The 17,448-nt window shown below is 47.7% G+C and carries 12 protein-coding genes; 6 read left to right on the top strand and 6 right to left on the bottom strand.

What is annotated here, in order from left to right; translation table 11 throughout:
- Positions 1-207: 207 nt before the first annotated feature.
- Entirely contained in the window at positions 208-1,791 is a 1,584-nt protein-coding gene (locus tag BLS14_RS12770; protein WP_090952010.1) for a hypothetical protein, read from the top strand.
- Between the two features lie 81 nt (positions 1,792-1,872).
- On the opposite strand, the gene BLS14_RS12765 is transcribed toward BLS14_RS12770, so the two are convergent.
- The 3 genes from BLS14_RS12765 to BLS14_RS12755 form a co-directional block, all read right to left on the bottom strand.
- Entirely contained in the window at positions 1,873-3,585 is a 1,713-nt protein-coding gene (locus BLS14_RS12765) for an ABC transporter ATP-binding protein (protein WP_090952008.1), read from the bottom strand.
- A 100-nt stretch (positions 3,586-3,685) separates the two neighbouring features.
- Entirely contained in the window at positions 3,686-4,693 is a 1,008-nt protein-coding gene (locus BLS14_RS12760; RefSeq protein WP_090952005.1) for an ABC transporter substrate-binding protein, read from the bottom strand.
- Between the two features lie 97 nt (positions 4,694-4,790).
- Complete coding sequence (locus tag BLS14_RS12755; RefSeq protein WP_090952003.1) at positions 4,791-6,440, bottom strand: ABC transporter substrate-binding protein; 1,650 nt, start codon at positions 6,438-6,440, stop codon at positions 4,791-4,793.
- Between the two features lie 457 nt (positions 6,441-6,897).
- On the opposite strand from BLS14_RS12755, the gene BLS14_RS12750 reads away from it, so the two are divergent.
- Complete coding sequence (locus BLS14_RS12750) at positions 6,898-7,914, top strand: LacI family DNA-binding transcriptional regulator (protein ID WP_063566921.1); 1,017 nt, start codon at positions 6,898-6,900, stop codon at positions 7,912-7,914.
- A 149-nt stretch (positions 7,915-8,063) separates the two neighbouring features.
- Positions 8,064-11,465, top strand: a complete 3,402-nt coding sequence (locus BLS14_RS12745; RefSeq protein WP_090952001.1) for a GH36-type glycosyl hydrolase domain-containing protein — start codon at positions 8,064-8,066, stop codon at positions 11,463-11,465.
- A gap of 126 nt (positions 11,466-11,591) precedes the next feature.
- Here BLS14_RS12745 and BLS14_RS12740 read toward each other — a convergent pair whose 3' ends face one another.
- Positions 11,592-12,869 carry a methyltransferase domain-containing protein gene (locus tag BLS14_RS12740; protein WP_090951998.1) on the bottom strand — a complete coding sequence of 426 codons (1,278 nt, stop codon included), beginning with the start codon at positions 12,867-12,869 and terminating at the stop codon, positions 11,592-11,594.
- Positions 12,870-13,106: 237 nt separating this feature from the next.
- On the opposite strand from BLS14_RS12740, the gene BLS14_RS12735 reads away from it, so the two are divergent.
- Both BLS14_RS12735 and BLS14_RS12730 read left to right on the top strand, forming a co-directional pair.
- On the top strand, positions 13,107-13,610 hold the full coding sequence (locus BLS14_RS12735; protein WP_090951995.1) for a GNAT family N-acetyltransferase: 504 nt from the start codon (positions 13,107-13,109) through the stop codon (positions 13,608-13,610).
- Between the two features lie 24 nt (positions 13,611-13,634).
- A complete protein-coding gene (locus BLS14_RS12730; protein ID WP_090808972.1) occupies positions 13,635-14,423 on the top strand; it encodes an SDR family oxidoreductase in 789 nt (262 codons plus the stop codon).
- 183 nt (positions 14,424-14,606) lie between these two features.
- Here BLS14_RS12730 and BLS14_RS12725 read toward each other — a convergent pair whose 3' ends face one another.
- Positions 14,607-15,155, bottom strand: a complete 549-nt coding sequence (locus tag BLS14_RS12725) for a GNAT family N-acetyltransferase (RefSeq protein WP_063566926.1) — start codon at positions 15,153-15,155, stop codon at positions 14,607-14,609.
- 31 nt (positions 15,156-15,186) lie between these two features.
- A complete protein-coding gene (locus tag BLS14_RS12720) occupies positions 15,187-15,444 on the bottom strand; it encodes a DUF2164 domain-containing protein (protein WP_090808970.1) in 258 nt (85 codons plus the stop codon).
- Positions 15,445-15,705: 261 nt separating this feature from the next.
- Here BLS14_RS12720 and BLS14_RS12715 point away from each other — a divergent pair, with 261 nt between their 5' ends.
- Entirely contained in the window at positions 15,706-17,415 is a 1,710-nt protein-coding gene (locus BLS14_RS12715) for a glutamine--tRNA ligase/YqeY domain fusion protein (protein WP_162842457.1), read from the top strand.
- Positions 17,416-17,448 lie beyond the last annotated feature (33 nt).

Genomic DNA, 17,448 nt, shown 5'->3' with positions numbered 1-17,448 from the left:
GCAGTTATAAGAATGGACTAGATCATATATGTATATAATGGGCTTGGGGCTGTTGTCGTTCACAAGCTCAACCTTCATTCTACTCGGGTGAGGGTTTTTGTTATGGAATGGTGTATATTTCCTCTAGTATAATAAAAATGGGTAGTCATCCTATCTGTAGATTAGATAGATTCTATCCATATATTATTGGATGAGGAGTGTCAGGACATGTCCATACATCAGATAGGTCACAAGGTTTCTTTTGCAGATATACAAACGAAGTTGCCTCAGGAAAGTTGGATGTACACTAATAATGAAGCGCACAACGGTGAATTTGAAGCCGAGGAAGTATGGTTACATTCTGGTGACCTTCATATCGGTGAACTGTTGTTGGATGAAGGACCTTTCTTGATCTTGGTTGAAGGAAATCTGACAGTGGATCGTTATATTGGAAATACAAGTTCCGACGCGGCCAGTTCAAATCTGGTTGTACTTGGGAATCTTGTGACGCCCTATATGATCGTGGGTGGGCAGGAAATATATATTACAGGTAATCTCTATGTGGAGGATATGTTCTGGGGGGATTATAACCATGGAGAATTGACAGTGAGAGGGAATGTAGAAGGTGGATTGCTAATAAGTACCGAGCAATATACGATTCAGGTTCAAGGACAGCGTAATGTGAAGCGTCAGCTTGAAGAATGGGAGGATCTCGGACCATGGCGGGGCTTTGACATGTTGGCGTTATTGGTTCCTGAATGTGTGATTGATGAAGATACAGAGCCGTTTCCTTGGCGAGAAGAAATGTTAAGGAGGCTGCAGCAAGGACAACCTGTAATCAACCGAAACTACATTCATGCTGATGAATCAGAGCCAGATGTGCCGGATTGGTTTGAAGATCATCGGGTTACCGCTGAGAACATAGAGCGTCTTACTCACCCATCTTTGTTACCTGTAAGAGAGGACGATGAGTTACTGAACAGCTATGAATTTTGGTTGGATGAGCAATTTTGCCGAGTAGCGGTCTATGGAGATGAGCATACGGAGGGGTATTTCCGCAGTCTGTATTTTCAGGATGACCACAATTGTGCATTGTTGCTTAAGATGGAGCCATCAGATCAAGGTTCCAACTCTCCTGATAAACATATCGTACAATCGGGTAAACCTGTCTGGATGATCTCAGGAGCATATCGTTATCTGCACAATGAGAATTCGGAATGGAGCGTATTCTCGGAGAACTCACCTGCTGATATTCAGCAGTTAAGCGAGCAAGGATGGAGCACCTTGTTGCAGTCTGTATCGAATTATCAGTATGCCCGTTCCTTAATTTCGCAACAACTGATCCATGATTTATTAGCACTGCCTGTCGTGGAGCCATATGACGATTATTATGATGATGATCGGCACGGACTGTGGATTGGAGAGTTATATTATGCATTTCGACAAGCAGGTCAGATGTTTAATGGTGTTCCCCAGCCAGCCATGCTACGTATTGGAAGAGAGTATGTGGATGCTCAAGGGGAGACGCAGGTGGAGAAATACTATTATACCCTGCACCAACATGCGGACGGCTCGGAAAGTGTGTTGATCGAATACTCGGCTCAGAAGAAAGAGGATGAAGAAGAAGAAGAATCGTTGTTGCTTGAACTTCATTATATTGGCGGCTCTCAATTACTACATGCCGTTCAATTGCTCGAACGTGGACGCCAAGTGCTCATTCAAGCAAATGAGGATCTACTGAATGGGGAGCTGCCTTACGCTGCTGAATCATTTGCAAAACGATTTTGGGAATCCAAAGGATACCTGAAATGAATAAAACAACCTTCACCTCGTTTACAGAGGGAAGGTTGTTTTCATTCCGTATTTGCTTTTTTCGATGGTTGCTATGTTAGTTTATCCAAACTGGGCTTGATGCAGTCGGCTGTACGAGCCTTTGCGCGCGAGTAGCTCTTCATGACTTCCTTGTTCAGTGACGCCACCGTTCTCCACAACCACAATACGATCCGCGTGTCTAATCGTTGCCAGTCGATGGGCGATGATCAGTGTAGTACGTCCTTGTGCCAGCTCAGATAGAGCCAACTGAATGGCGGCTTCCGTCTCGGTATCAAGTGCGGAGGTCGCTTCATCCAGAATGAGGATCGGCGGATTTTTCAAAATCATGCGAGCAATGGATAGACGTTGCTTCTGTCCGCCAGACAATTTGACGCCCCGCTCACCAATTAGAGTATCGAGTCCTTCCAGTTGAGATTGTACCAGCTCTTCCAGTTGGGCCCTGCGGATGGCTTGCCAGATTTCTTCATCAGGTGCATTCAGTTTGCCGTAGGCAATATTTTCACGGATCGACCCATCAAACAGGAAAATATCCTGCTGCACAATTCCGATATGAGAGCGCAGCGACTCCAATGTCATATCCTTTATCGGAATCCCATCAATAGAGATGTGCCCCGCATCCACATCGTAAAAGCGTGGAATGAGACTGCACAGCGTAGATTTGCCTGCACCCGAAGGTCCAACCAGCGCAACCGTTTGTCCTGCCTTAATTTCCAGATTGACCTGATCCAAGGTTGGTTTGTGTTCCCCATAAGCAAATGAAACGTCATGGAAGGCGATGTCGCCTTTCACATGCGGGAATGGTTTGGCCTGTGGAGTATCATCCACATCGGGCTCGGCCTCCAGCAGCTCCAGATATCTTTTGAATCCAGCGATGCCTTTGGGATACGTTTCGATGACGGAATTGATCTGCTGAATCGGCCCAAGAAACACATTGGATAACATGACAAAGGCAATAAATTCTCCGTAGGTCATGCTGCCCTGAATGACAAACCACGTACCGCACACCAGTACAAACAGCGAGACAAATTTCATCAGAATGAAACTGAGCGAGGAATTCCACGCCATAATCCGGTAGGTGATCAGTTTGGTAAGACGGAAGCGTTCATTATTTTCGACAAAACGTTTCACTTCATGCTTTTCATTGGCAAAAGCCTGTACTACACGAATTCCGCTCACATTGTTCTCTACGCGTGCGTTATAATCTGCAATATCCGCAAACATACGCTTGAACGCTTTGGACATTTTGCGGCTGAAATAGAGGGAAAGGAAGATCATCAGTGGTACGATGATGAAGGTCATTACAGCCAGTTGCCAGTTGATACCCAGCATAATGCCGAAGGCTCCAGCCAACGTCATCAGGGCAATGAACAGATCCTCGGGTCCATGATGCGCAATCTCACCTATATCCATCAGGTCATTGGTCATGCGAGAGACGAGGTGCCCCGTCTTGTTGTTATCGAAAAAGCGGAAGGATTGTTTCTGCACACGCTGGAACAGTTCCCGCCGCATATCGGATTCGATGTTAATACCCAGCTTATGTCCCCAGTAGGTGACTGCATAATGGAAAAAGGAACTGAGCAGATAGATGCCCAGTAATCCGGCACAGGCTGATAAAATCATGGACCAGTTGCCTGCGGGAAGCAGCTGATCGACAACTTTGTTTACAGCCAAGGGAAACGCAAGTTCCAGCAATGCAGCCAGAATCGCACAGGAGAAGTCCAATATAAAGAGTCCCCGATAAGGACGATAATAAGCCATGAAACGGCGAAACATATGTAGTCACTCCTCTCTCTAACGCAAAAGCCCAGGCAGGCTGATCGGCCTGTCCGGACATTACGTTTCTTCCTATGAAATGATTATTGAATCCATCCTCTTATTTACGATTTTGCTGTGCACGTTCTACGATCATATCAGCGAATTCTTCAGCCTGACTCTGAATTGCAATCGGATCGAAGTACCAGTAGCGATCTTCCTGTAATTCGTACACCTGATTGTTCTTCACAGCCGGGAGCGATTGCCAGATGGAATCACCTTGGTAATTTTTGTTGTTCTCCCCTACGGTCAGGAAGATATGGTCTCCTGCATAATCACCAACGACTTCACGCGATATCTCTTTCCACTGGGTATCGCCCATCAGTTCTTTCTTGGTGATTTCGAGTGGTGTAAGATCCAAAGCGCGATAAACGGCTTGTCCACCGCGGCCAAAGTTGTCTCCATAGCCATAATAGCTCTTGTCTGATACTTCGAGGATGGAGAAGGTTTCCTCCGGTTTAATGACTGCTTTTACTTTGGCGCGAGCGGCTTCAATACGTTCGTCGTACGTTTTCAGCCAGGCTTCCGCTTCTTCGGATTTGTTCATGAGTTCTCCGAAGCCCCGAATTTCATCCTCTACATTGGTAAACGTGCCGTAGGGAATGACCACGGTAGGTGCGATTTTTTGATAACTCTCAATTTCTTCAGCTTTATCAGAGTAGGTAATGATCAGATCCGGGTCCAACGCGACGACCTTCTCCAAGGATACGGCACCCCGGTCGCCAATATTCTCTATGCCCTCCACTTGATCGGCGTAGAATGGATTTTCCAGATAATATTTAATAGAGCCAACGGGCTTTACACCAAGTGCGAGCAGATCACTTACGTACATATCCGTAACAATCCGTTTCGGTTCAGCCGGAATTTCCACATCTCCACTTAATGACTTGTAGATCCGCGTAGCACCCGAAGAATCGGTATTTGTTTCGGTCGAACTTGTAGTCGATTCTGAACCCGCCGCTGTTGGTTCCGTTGTGCCGGAACCCGTACCGCTGTTACAGGCAGCCAGAATCATGATGATGGCGAGCATGAGCAGCAAGCCGGAAAAGCGTTTTTTTGCAGCAAACATATAATTGTTCCCCCTGTGTATATAATCAATAATGATTATTATTCTCATTACTAACATAGAGGATGACGTAACATTTGTACATGGACATCTATGATGACTAATGCATGGACAGATGTGATGTCAGTTTGTGCATGATGTGCTGAAATTGCTCCATAACCGAGATGGGGTCGAATCCATAAAACATATCCGCATCAATCTCGTACAGGCGCCCTTCCCGGACCGCACTCAAGGTGTTCCAAGACTCCTGAGCAAACAGTTTGTCCACAGCATCCTGCTCTGCAGATTCCCTGGCATAATCAATAAAAATATGATCTGCAGCGTACAAATGAATTTCATTTAGCGGAACATGGATGTAACCTGTGAGTAGTTGTCCATCCTTCTTCATCCGTGCAGGAGGGGTGAAGCCCAGCGATTGATACAAAATATGAGAAGCTCTACCCCATCCGTGACCATAGATGTACGCTCCACTCTCACCAATCATGAAAATGCATACTGCTGAACCCCGTTCACCCATGATCTGATCGAGTGTACGATTGGCCTCTTGCTGAAGCGTATCATAATGGTCTAACAGCGCACGTGCTTTGGCTTCCAGACCCGTGATACGTCCCAAATGGATGAATTGCTCCTGCCAGTCAAGTTCCTCAAAAGGCATCAAAATCGTTGGTGCAATCTGCCGTAATTCATCCATGCCGGAATGAGGTGCATAACCAAGGATGACATCGGGATGAGCGTCTGCGATTAGATCTGGATGATTAATGAGATCATGCTCATAACACTGATCAAATTGGTTTTGTCCATTTTCAATAAGTCTACTTTTCATCCATCCTGCAACGGCACCCAGATGCGGGATGTGGCCCAGTGCGAGCAAGGAAGCGGTATAGTTGTATGTAAGACTTGCGATTTTTTTTGGCGTTCTCCGATAGAGAGTCGGTGCACAACCTACCGTTTGTTTAAATTTTCGACTTAAATAAAAGGTATCTCTGTATCCCGTCAACTGCGCAAGCTCATGCAATGTGGGATTGGCAAACAGCAGGTGTTCCTGGGCAATTCGAATTCTTAACCGGGTAACATACTCCACGAATGTAAATCCGGTATATTTCTTGAATTCTCTTGAAAAATGCTCTGGACTCACATTAACCTCTTTCGCTAATTGCTCACGTGTAAAAGAATGAGTAATTCTTTCATGGATGTGCGCGATGACGATGTCCAGCCAGGAATGATCTTCATGAGCCAAACGCACAGCATGATCTCGCAACGTATCCAGCAGCTGATAAAACAGCATATGAGGTTTGAATGGTCCGGACTCATCGCGTTTCGAGCTGGACTGAACCAACTCGGAGATCAGCTCGGCAATAAGACGGCTCGTAACGGAAACAGGATGTCCGAATGGCCAGAGCCTTTGTTCGTTATCTGCAAAATCAAAGGCCATTGCAATACCCTGAACGGGTGAAAGGGAACCACGCTTGCTTTCATGCTGAAGCAGGGTTCCAGCTTGGCGTACGATAGCAGAGCCGGTATTTACCATCAATTGACCATTCGAACTGATCAGTCTTGCCTGACCAGAGGTGATGACATAAAGAACGTGCTTGCTGCTCCACAGCTCATCGATACGGGAGAAGGCTTCCCGATCATGGAGCTGCACCAGATGACACAGCTTGAACATTGCGGGAGGCACGTTTGTGATTTGCTGCAAGCGGCCGGGGGTGTTCAGGGATGATTTATGAAAGCTTAGATCCAGATTGCTCATAACTTAATGGACTCCTTATAGAGGATTGGACTAATAAGCAGTATAATACCACAAAGGTGTAATGGGGACCCCGCGAATCATTCCCTTCACATATTTCTGTGAAAAATGGATAAAGAGGTTGAAATCGCTATCAACACCGACTATAATGAAAATGTCGAAACGTTTCAATCTATGGTTTACAGGCGTGTTCATTGTGATTTATAATGAATTCTTCCTCTTGTCCAATATTGAAATGTTGTCAATCGACCAAGCTATATGTACAATTAAAGGGTATATGATTCAGCAGTGATGCTTAAAAGACGTGAAGAGAAATTTTTTTTGAAAACACTTCGAAACGTTTCGATAAATGAGAATTGATGCCATTTCTAATGGATAATGCATAGGAATGAGTGGTTGTTGCAACCATTTACAGTATAAAATGATAGGTAACAAGAAAGTTAGAAGGAGCGAACGTGGAATGGCAACGATTAAGGATGTGGCAAAGCTGGCAGGCGTGGCGCTCTCGACCGCTTCCTATGCACTGAATGGGGACAGCAAGGTAAGTGCCAAGACCAAGGCAAAAGTGCTGGCGGCAGCACGGGAACTGAATTATCGCAAAAACGGCTTTGCCATGGACCTGAAACGGAGCCGGACGAACACGATTGCGTTGATTCTTACAGATCTGTCGGGTCCGTATTACTCCGAATTGATTCGCAGCGTACAGGACGTAGCGCTGGCTAACGGATATGATCTGATTGCTTGCAGCTCTATGGGAGGACGCGACTCCACAGCGGTTCGTTTCTTGCGAGAGAAAAGAGTGGATGGTGCTATTATCCTTGCTCATAACATCCATGATGATATCCTGGTGGAATCTGCAGGCGAACGTTTCCCTATCATTGTGATGGATCGGCAACTGTCGAGCAGCCATCTGGTCAACGTGCTGGTGGACGGGGAGCAAGGTGGTTACCTGGCTACACGTCACCTCATTCAGAAGGGGCATAAGACCATCGCCTATATCAGCGGGCCATCCAATTCTTATGATAATGCTCTGCGTTATCAAGGATATTTGCGAGCAATGCAGGAGGCGGGCCTTGAAGAGAAGTCCAAATGGCGTCTAAGCGGTAATTTTGTACGTGAGGGCGGATATAGTGCAACCAAGATGATGGTTATGCAGGGCGAGCTTCCATCTGCTGTATTTTACGGGAATGACGAAATGGCGATTGGTGGACTGAAAGCATTTGAAGAGAGCGGCATTTCGGTACCGAATGACATTTCGATAATCGGGTTTGATGATATTCAACTGTCCGAATATGTTCATCCTCCGCTTACGACGGTGCGGCAGCCCAAGCATGAAGCAGGTTCATTGGCAGGTCATTTGCTCTTCCAGATGCTGAACGGCGAAGCTGTGAATACATCGTATACGTTAACCATTGATCTGGTGGAGCGCGAGTCTGTACGATCGGTACAGGTAGAGTCAGGAAACCAGCCGGCCTAGGAAGTAACTCGCCCTCTTTGAATTAAGAGTTGAATGATGGGGATCACCGTCCGAATTGGCCAGACAAAGGTCATTTCGCAGAGGACCCCTATTCTTTTTCAGATTTATCGAAACGTTTCGATTTTATACTAATTGAAGGAGTGAATAGTATGACAACGATGATTAATGAACCAATCCGGCTTACTGCCGGGGATTTATCCTTTACCTTTTTGAACAGTGGGGACCTGTACCAAGCTAAATCCGGTACGACCATGTTGAATCAATTGCTTAGCAACCAGATCGATGGATCTTTGAATAACCTGTATCTGCGTGTACACGAGGGAGAGAAAATCAGCTCGTTCCCACTGCTGGGTGTGCGTTCGAACAGCAAAGTGATCACAAGTAAAGCGCAACCCGGGAATCAACTGATCTGGGAAGGTACCGTACAGCTTGAAGGCAAAGAACAAGGTATTAGCTATCAGGTTGTGTTTACAGCCACAACGCAAGGCGTCTGGTTCTGGGATGTGAAGCTCACAGGACAAGAACATAACATTGACGTGGTATATGGACAAGATGTAGGTCTTGCTGATCCAGGTGCAGTACGCAGCAATGAAGCCTATCTGTCACAGTATATTGACCATACGGTATTCGAAGATGAAGCGAAGGGATATGTGGTGTGTTCCCGTCAAAACCAGCCTCAGGGCGGTGCTTTCCCTTACATGCAACAAGGTTCTCTGACTAAGGCAGTTGGTTATTCTACAGACGGATTCCAATTCTTCGGTCTGTCCTACAAGGAAACGAACCAGCCTGAGAGCCTGAGCCATAATACACTGGCAAATGAGACATACCAGTATGAATTTGCCTACACAGCATTGCAATCGGAGCGCGTAAGCTTGGACGGGGAAGCCCAAGTGGTCTTCTACGGACTGGCTAAAGCAGATCATCCTGCCGGAATCTCCGCACTGGAATTCGGGGATGAAGTGACTGCAGCATGGAACGAAGTACAAGCATTGACTGTGGAGCAAGGCGAGACGTTGGAACAGGTGAAACTGTCATCCTTCTTGGGTGAACCGCTTGCTGCGCTTGATTTGACACAAGATGAGATTAATGATCTGTTCCCTGACCGTCATCAGGAAGAGCGTAGCGGTGATTCACTGTTATCCTTCTTCACGGGCAGTTATGAACATATCGTCCTGAAAGCGAAAGAATTGCTCGTAGAGCGTCCGCACGGCCATATCCTGATGAGTGGTGGCAATGTACAGCTGGGTGCGCAGGTTATTACGACGACATCGTATATGTACGGTATTTTCAATTCACAACTCGTTATTGGTAACACCAATTTTAATAAAATGATCAGTAATGCCCGCAACGCACTGAACGTGCCGAAGACGGCTGGACAACGCATTTATGTGGAAATGGATGGACAATATCGTCTGCTGACGATGCCTTCCCTGTTCGAGATTGGCTTCAACTATGTGCGTTGGATCTACAAAACCGAATCGGATACCATTATCGTGACCAACTACACCGCAGCACACACGACTGAAGTGAGCATGAACGTGCGCTCGACTAGTGGCAAAGCATATCGCTACCTGGTAACCAACCAAGTTACGATGAATGTCAATGAATACGAGTATCCGTTGCATATGACGCAAGATGGCAACACGCTGATCTTCAAGGCTGATCCGCAAGCGATTAGTGCCGGAACGTATCCTGATCTGCAATACCGCATGGCGGTGGATGGCGCAGCCGTAAATGTTGGAGACGAAACGTTGCTGGCGAGTGGTATTCGCAGTGGATCTGCATCGCTGGTTACACTTAGTCTGGAAGAGAGTGCAGAATGGACGCTCAAGGTACAAGGCGTATTGGAAGGTCAAGCAAACGAAGCAGACGGTTCTGTCGTAGTAGGATCCAGTCTTACTTTTGAAGAGGAAGTGCAGGCGTACCGTGAATTCTTCGCAGGTGTAATGAACGGTTTCCGTTTGTCTCGTGGTGAAGGCCAAAGTGCAGAGGATCTGTTCAAAGTGAACGCACTGGCTTGGTGGTACACACACAACATGCTGGTTCACTACTCCGTGCCTCACGGTTTGGAGCAGTACGGCGGTGCCGCATGGGGTACTCGGGATGTATGCCAAGGTCCGGTTGAATACTTCATGGCAACGCAAAAATACGAGCAGGTTCGCGATATCATCAAAATGGTATACACCCACCAATATGAAGATGATGGCAACTGGCCGCAATGGTTTATGTTCGACAAGTATTTTGCAATTCAGCAGGAAGAGAGCCACGGTGACATCATCGTATGGCCGCTGAAAGTGCTGGCGGACTACCTGACAGCGACTCGCGACTATGCGATTCTGGATGAGAAAGTGCCTTATACCGTTAAGCACAGCTTCGGATTCACGGAAGAAACAGCGACTGTATTGGATCACGCGAAAAAAGAGATCGAATATATCCGCTCACACTTCCTGCACGACACATTCCTGTCTTCTTACGGTGATGGGGACTGGGATGATACACTCCAGCCAGCCAATGCACAGCTCAAACAATATATGGTGAGCAGCTGGACCGTTGCTTTGACTTATCAGTCTGTAAATGTGCTCGCACAAGCGCTGCAACATAAAGACGCTGGATTTGCACAGGAGCTGGACGTTCTGGCTCAAGGCATCCGTGAAGACTTTAATCGTTACATGCTGGGTACAGATGTGATTCCAGGTTTCGTATACATGGAAGAAGCAGATCAAGCGAAGCTGATGCTTCACCCAACAGATACGGAGACAGGCATTCAATATCGCCTTCTGCCGATGACGCGCAGCATGATCGGTGAATTGCTGAATGCAGAACAGGCAGAATCGCATTATGCGCTGATTCGTGAACAGTTCCTGTGCCCGGATGGGGTACGTCTGATGAATCGTCCAGCTCAATATGCAGGCGGTGTGAGCACTCACTTCAAACGGGCAGAGCAAGCGTCCAACTTCGGTCGCGAGATCGGTTTGCAGTATGTACACGCTCATATCCGTTACGTTGAAGCGATGGCGAAGCTCGGTAAGACGGATCAGGTGTGGAATGGTCTTGCCATGATCAACCCGGTTGGCATCGGCGAAGTTGTACCTAATGCCGAGATTCGTCAGGCGAACGCGTACTTCAGCAGTTCCGACGGCAAGTTCAACACGCGCTACGAGGCGCAGGAGCATTTTGATCAACTACGCAAAGGAACAGTACAGGTGAAAGGTGGATGGAGAATCTACTCCAGCGGCCCTGGAATCTACATGAACCAACTGATCTCCAATGCACTTGGCATTCGTCAGGAAGGCGGAGATCTGGTTATTGACCCGGTATTGCCGGCTGAGCTGAATGGCATGCAATTCGAATTCGAATATGCAGGAGAGCCAGTAACATTTATCTACCATCTGAACGAAGGTTCGGTTAACCGTGTAACGGTAAATGGCAAGGACATCCGCACCGAGCAAACGGCGAACCGTTACCGTCAAGGTGGGGCTCGTATCTCGCTGGATGAGTTCAAACAAGCGCGTAATGCTTCGGAGCGCACGATTGTTGAAATTTATATGTAAATTTAATACAAACTCGATGATTCACTAGAGTGGAAGGTCATCCTCCTTAACAGGCAGGGTGACCTTTTTTTATTTGAAAAGATTTATTGGTAGGTCAGGGGAACTTGTTACGGTGAGATGATGATTCTAACGCAAAGGAACGGCCAGCAACGTGTGCAGAAGCGCATTATGGCGTATATGCTTCGTCACATAGCCTGCGTCCTCCAGCGAGCCGCACAGGCCGTCCAGCAGCGGGAAATGACGTTCCCTTATCGTTTGCAATTGGTCCTCATGACCTGCTGCCTCAGCCTGTTGAATATATGTCTGACGGTGAGCTGCATCAGCGAACATCAGATCTGTCAGGCAGATCCGTCCACGTGCAGTTAACACTCGCTGCATTTCATGTAACGCCAACTGTTGCTGGTCTGGGCTCAGATGATGGAAGGCGAAGCTGGATACGACAAAATCGAAGGAATGGTCGGCGAAAGGCAACGCCAGAAAGTTGCCAAGCTTCACATGCATCTCGGGATATTTGGTGCGGCATGTACGCAGCATCTCCCGGGATTGATCGATGGCAGTCATCGCTGCGCCGCGCTCTAACAGTCTGCCAGCCAAATTCCCCGTGCCTGTACCGATATCGAGTCCTTTTTCGCCGGGCACAGGAGATATCCAGCTTGCCGTCTGCTCCAGCGCCTCATCATAGTTGTCATATATATTGAACGGTCCTGCGCCTACTCTTACTCCTAATTCTCCCGATCCTGATCCTGCATCTTCCGGATACGTTGTATCGCTGTTTGGACTGTGTGCTGTCTGGCTATTGTTCTGGCTATGGATTTCATCGCCGTTATGATCTGGTCCGCCTTTTCGATCCGACTCAACCGCTGCTTGCATGGCTCTAGGTCTCGAATCAATGCTGACGTTTGAGGCAATTTGTCCTGGCAGACGACCATTCGCCGCCTGTACCCGCTGATCGTGGATGGCTGCTTGCATATCGTAATTCCAGCGGTCATGCCAGTTCTGCCGGGCTTCCCTGAGACGGCGCGCACTGTCTGCAAGATCATGCAGATGACTGACATCCAGTGGCCCGTCTTGGCGATTGAGATCAATCATGCGCTGGGTTGTATCCAGCATGCGCTTGAGCTCAACCCATTGGGCATACATGACCGCCTGCTGCAGCTCCAGATATTCTTCCAGCCGCTGCTGATTGCCCTGGTCAATCTCTCCGAGCGCTTGGGTGATATCCTGAAGCGACATCCCGATTTCACGCAGAGCTGCAATGGTTTGCAGCCGCCAGATGTCATTCTCGGTATATGTACGATATCCGTTACTTGTCTGTTTGACGGGCGAGATCAGTCCTTTTTCCTCGTAAAAGCGAATAGCTCTCGCCGATATGCCGAGTCTGTCCGCGGCTTCTTTGATGTTCATCACGTGCACCTCCTTATCAATTCAGTATAAACGATGACGTTACGGCAAGGTTAAGTGTTTATTTCTTTCCACTGAGTGAAATTTTAGTCAAGTCTGAGGCTATGCTACAATATAAAGCAAAGGAACATTTTGCATCGTATTCAATTGCAAAATGTCGAAATGAGTAAGGAACAAGCCATTTTTTCTAACGCTGCTTTGCGCAGTATTATCGACTATTGCACGAAAGGTTGAACTTTTATGCTTATCAGCCATACGTATACCATTCGGCCATCCGAGATCAAGGATGCCGCCCAACTGATGGAACTGGATGCACTTGTATGGGATAAGCATACCTCTCCGGCCCCGTTTCAGTGGCGATCCAGACAACAATATTTGCAGCATTGTCCTCCAGGCAGTCAGCTGATTGCCGTTCAGGGAGAGCGGGTATGTGGTTATGTGGGCTTTTATCTGCCGACAGGAATGCCTGTTAACCGCCATGTATACGAGATTAATATCGCCGTTCATCCCCATGATCGGCGCTGTGGTATTGCTACAGCCCTGATGGATGCGATGAAACAGCATGCCTTTGAACAAGGGATCATCAAACTTAGGTTGCGGGTGTTATCCAGCAATCCAGGGGCGATTGCTTTTTATACACAGTGCGGATTTGTGACGGAAGGCAGACTGGTGTCGGAATTTTATATTGCAGGCAATTATGTGGACGATATTCTTATGAGCTATTTCATCCGGGCCAACGGATAGAACAGAGTAGAAGGAGGAACAACAATGGACATGGGACTTCGGGGTAAAAAGGCGCTGGTGCTTGCATCCAGTCGAGGACTGGGCAAAGCGGTAGCCGCTCAATTGGCGGCAGAAGGCGCTGATGTCATGCTCGCCAGCCGGAACGAAGAGAAGCTTGCAGCGGTGAAGCAGGAGCTGCTGGCGCTGGGTGGCGGTGGACGTATCGAATATTGTGCAACCGATGTGACAAGCAAGGAAGATATTGATGCCCTGATTCGCAAGACAGGCGAACAGTTTGGGCAGATTGATATTTTGGTGAACAATTCAGGCGGCCCGCCTTCAGGAACATTCGAGTCATTGACGGATGAAGATTGGGAACGTGCATTTGAATTAAATGTACTTAGCTATGTCAGACTGATTCGCGGTGCGCTTCCTTACATGAAGGAGAATGGCGGACATATCGTGAACATTGCCTCCACCTCTGTGAAGCAGCCGATCCCCGGTCTGATTCTGTCCAATACGTTCCGTACGGGTGTGTTCGGATTAGCCAAGACCTTGTCACAGGAACTTGCGCCATATGGCATTCTGATCAATACGGTTGCACCAGGTAGAATTGGTACGGATCGGATACATGAACTGGACGCTGCGCGTGCTGAGCAGAACGGAATAAGTGAGGAAGAGGTTGCCGAACAATTCCGTAAGGAAATTCCACTGGGACGTTATGGTCAACCCGAGGAGTTTGCCAAAGCAGTTGTGTTCCTCTTATCAGGAGCGAATACGTACATTACAGGTACATCTCTTGTAGTGGATGGTGGCATGGTACGTGCGCTCTAAGAAGAAGTCGGATCGAGAGATTCGAAGTTATATGGATGCATAAATGCGCAAATAAGATAAGCCCCTCCTTATTCTCCACGTGTTGTGGAGTAGGAGGGGCTTTAAGGGTTGATGTATGCATTGTGAGGGCCGTCATTCGTAATGGAAGCTGGTCCTCCAACCATTCAAATTATGTAAGTCTAATTAGCGTAAAAGTTCCCATTCATGCTGCAGCATGCCATACACCGCATGGTTAACATAGCCCTTAGGCAGTTTCTCAGCCTGGCGAATAACGCCTTCAAGGACGAATCCAAGCCGTTCAGGGATGGCCCGGCTCCGCTTGTTGTTGGTTGCTGAACGAATCTCGACACGGTTCAGATCCAGGGTGACGAGAGCGTAGTCCACCAGAACGCGGCATGCGCTGGTCATCAAGCCTTGACCTTCAAAACCCTTGCCAAGCCAGTAACCGATGCTTACCGTGCGGTTGGTCCAGTTGATTTCGTGGAAGCCGATGATGCCGGCAAGATCGCCTTTCAGCCAGACACCTGCGGTGAACCCGCCGTTGTCAGCGCCCTGTTTCAATGCATTGCTGATAAAATTTGAAGTGTGCTCAATCTCGGTCACGTTGTCCACCCACGGTAACCAATGCCTCAACTGGTCCCGCGAGCGGTCCGTGAGTTCGAACAACGGTTTGGTGTGCTCCATGGCAAGTGGGCGGAGTTCGGTATATTCATCCAATGAATAGGTAAACATGAGTGCAACCTTCTTTCTTTAAAATAATGAATTATCGGGAATTCTTCGGTAGCTTGCGCTCCAATGCAAACAGGTCTTCTTCCATCGAGGCCATGCGTTGATTCACCGTAGTACGGGCGTCACCCAGTGCCTGATTATATATGAAGGGAGCCAACTGGGTCATGAAAAGATCCAGCACACCCCAAGCTGCCAGATCGCCCAGTTCTTCGCCGCGTTCCTCTTCGAAATACGACTGGATGGTACGTATGGCTTCATCCTGTTGTTCTTTGGACAGTTTTAGCGCGTTCAATGGGAAACCCTCCCTTAAATTCTGTTTTTCTATCATGCTACATGATTCGTGCGAACCCGTCAAAATGGTTTTGGGCCTATCTTGTGTGTAACTGATCCTGATTTTGGGGCGTTATTTATTGAACTCCTCCCTCGTTAAAGGTATATTTAAATGAAACGCGTACGAAACTTTCCAAGAAAATAGATTTTTTCAGGAAATGACTTCGTTATAAAGGAATTTTAGCCGGAATTGCTGCAAATTCCTGAAAGCTCCAATCAATTCATGAAAGGTTTGATACCTGTGGACAATCGTACAACCCCACCTAACTTTATCAAAAATATTATTACCGAAGATCTCCGGTCAGGGAAAGTCCAGGAAGTCATTACCCGTTTTCCTCCGGAACCGAACGGTTATCTGCATATCGGCCATGCCAAAGCGATCTGGATTAACTTTGCACTGGGTGGCGAATTTGGCGGCAAAACAAATCTGCGCTTCGATGACACGAATCCGGTCAAGGAAGATGTAGAGTATGTTCAATCGATTCAGGAAGACGTGAAATGGCTCGGATATGAGTGGAGCGAGAAACGTTTTGCTTCCGATTATTTTGATGAAATGTACAGCCGCGCGGTCTTGCTGATCCAAAAAGGCAAAGCTTATATAGACGACCAAAGCGCTGACGAAATCCGTGCTATGCGTGGAACGCTCACTGAGCCGGGCAAGAACAGCCCGTACCGTGATCGCACTGTAGAAGAGAATCTGGACCTGTTCACACGGATGCGTGCAGGCGAATTCCAGAACGGTGAGAAAGTGCTGCGCGCCAAGATTGATATGGCTTCACCGAACATCAACCTACGTGATCCGGTCATTTACCGTATTGCTCATGCACATCATCATAATACGGGTGACAAATGGTGCATCTATCCGATGTACGCATTCGCACATCCACTTGAAGATGCCATTGAAGGAGTAACCCACTCCCTCTGCTCCCTGGAGTTTGAGGATCAACGTCCATTCTATGATTGGGTTATTGCCGAATGTGAGATGGAGAACCAACCACATCAATATGAGTTTGGCCGCCTGAACCTGTCGCAAATGGTGACAAGTAAACGGAAGCTGAAACTGCTTGTGGATGAAGGCCATGTGGATGGATGGGATGATCCGCGCATGCCAACGATTTCAGGTCTGCGCCGCCGGGGATATACACCGGAAGCCATTCGTGATTTCGTATTCGAAACAGGCATTTCCAAAAGCCAAGGCGTCATCGACCTGCAAACGCTGGAGCACTTTGTCCGTGAAGACTTGAAACTGAAAGCTCCGCGCACGATGGCTGTTCTGCACCCGCTCAAAGTGGTCATTACCAACTACCCTGAAGGGCAAGTGGAATGGCTCGAAGCTGAGAATAATGTGGAGAATCCGGAGATGGGCAATCGCCAGATTCCGTTCTCCCGTGAGATTTATATTGAACAAGACGATTTCATGGAAAATCCACCGAACAAATATTTCCGTTTGTTCCCTGGCAACGAAGTTCGTCTGAAACATGCGTATTTCATCAAATGTAACGATGTAATCAAGGATGCAGAAGGCAATGTGACTGAAATCCATTGTACCTATGATGTGGAAACGAAGAGCGGCAGTGGATTCACAGGTCGTAAAGTTAAAGGTACCATCCACTGGGTGGAAGCAAGCCAAGCGGTACCTGCTGAATTCCGTCTGTATGAACCTCTGATCGCCGCAGAAGCACCGGATGCTGAAGAGGAAACAGAGCTTGAAGAGCAACCGGAGAAAACGTTCCTGGATCAATTGAATCCAAACTCTCTTGAAGTCGTTCAAGGGTTTGTGGAGCAAGAGATGAAGGAAGCGAAAGCACAGGATAAATTCCAGTTCTTCCGTCATGGTTACTTCAGCGTTGATCCGAAACATTCCGAGCCAGGCCGTCCGGTATTTAACCGGGTAGTATCCCTGAAAAGCTCATTCCAACTGCCAAAAGCATAAGGTGAAGTACAAAGGTAGAACAATAGGTGAAGT

The sequence above is a fragment of the Paenibacillus sp. OK060 genome (assembly GCF_900101205.1).
In the GTDB taxonomy this organism is placed as follows: Bacteria; Bacillota; Bacilli; order Paenibacillales; family Paenibacillaceae; genus Paenibacillus; species Paenibacillus marchantiae.
Note: the sequence above shows the minus strand (reverse complement) of the source record. Positions and strands in the feature narration are given on the sequence as shown.

Coding starts and splice junctions, on each gene's coding strand:
- BLS14_RS12770 (WP_090952010.1), top strand. CDS start 208: ATGTCCATACATCAGATAGGTCACAAGGTTTCTTTTGCAGATATACAA.
- BLS14_RS12765 (WP_090952008.1), bottom strand. CDS start 3,585: ATGTTTCGCCGTTTCATGGCTTATTATCGTCCTTATCGGGGACTCTTT.
- BLS14_RS12760 (WP_090952005.1), bottom strand. CDS start 4,693: ATGTTTGCTGCAAAAAAACGCTTTTCCGGCTTGCTGCTCATGCTCGCC.
- BLS14_RS12755 (WP_090952003.1), bottom strand. CDS start 6,440: ATGAGCAATCTGGATCTAAGCTTTCATAAATCATCCCTGAACACCCCC.
- BLS14_RS12750 (WP_063566921.1), top strand. CDS start 6,898: ATGGCAACGATTAAGGATGTGGCAAAGCTGGCAGGCGTGGCGCTCTCG.
- BLS14_RS12745 (WP_090952001.1), top strand. CDS start 8,064: ATGACAACGATGATTAATGAACCAATCCGGCTTACTGCCGGGGATTTA.
- BLS14_RS12740 (WP_090951998.1), bottom strand. CDS start 12,869: ATGAACATCAAAGAAGCCGCGGACAGACTCGGCATATCGGCGAGAGCT.
- BLS14_RS12735 (WP_090951995.1), top strand. CDS start 13,107: ATGCTTATCAGCCATACGTATACCATTCGGCCATCCGAGATCAAGGAT.
- BLS14_RS12730 (WP_090808972.1), top strand. CDS start 13,635: ATGGACATGGGACTTCGGGGTAAAAAGGCGCTGGTGCTTGCATCCAGT.
- BLS14_RS12725 (WP_063566926.1), bottom strand. CDS start 15,155: ATGTTTACCTATTCATTGGATGAATATACCGAACTCCGCCCACTTGCC.
- BLS14_RS12715 (WP_162842457.1), top strand. CDS start 15,706: ATGAAAGGTTTGATACCTGTGGACAATCGTACAACCCCACCTAACTTT.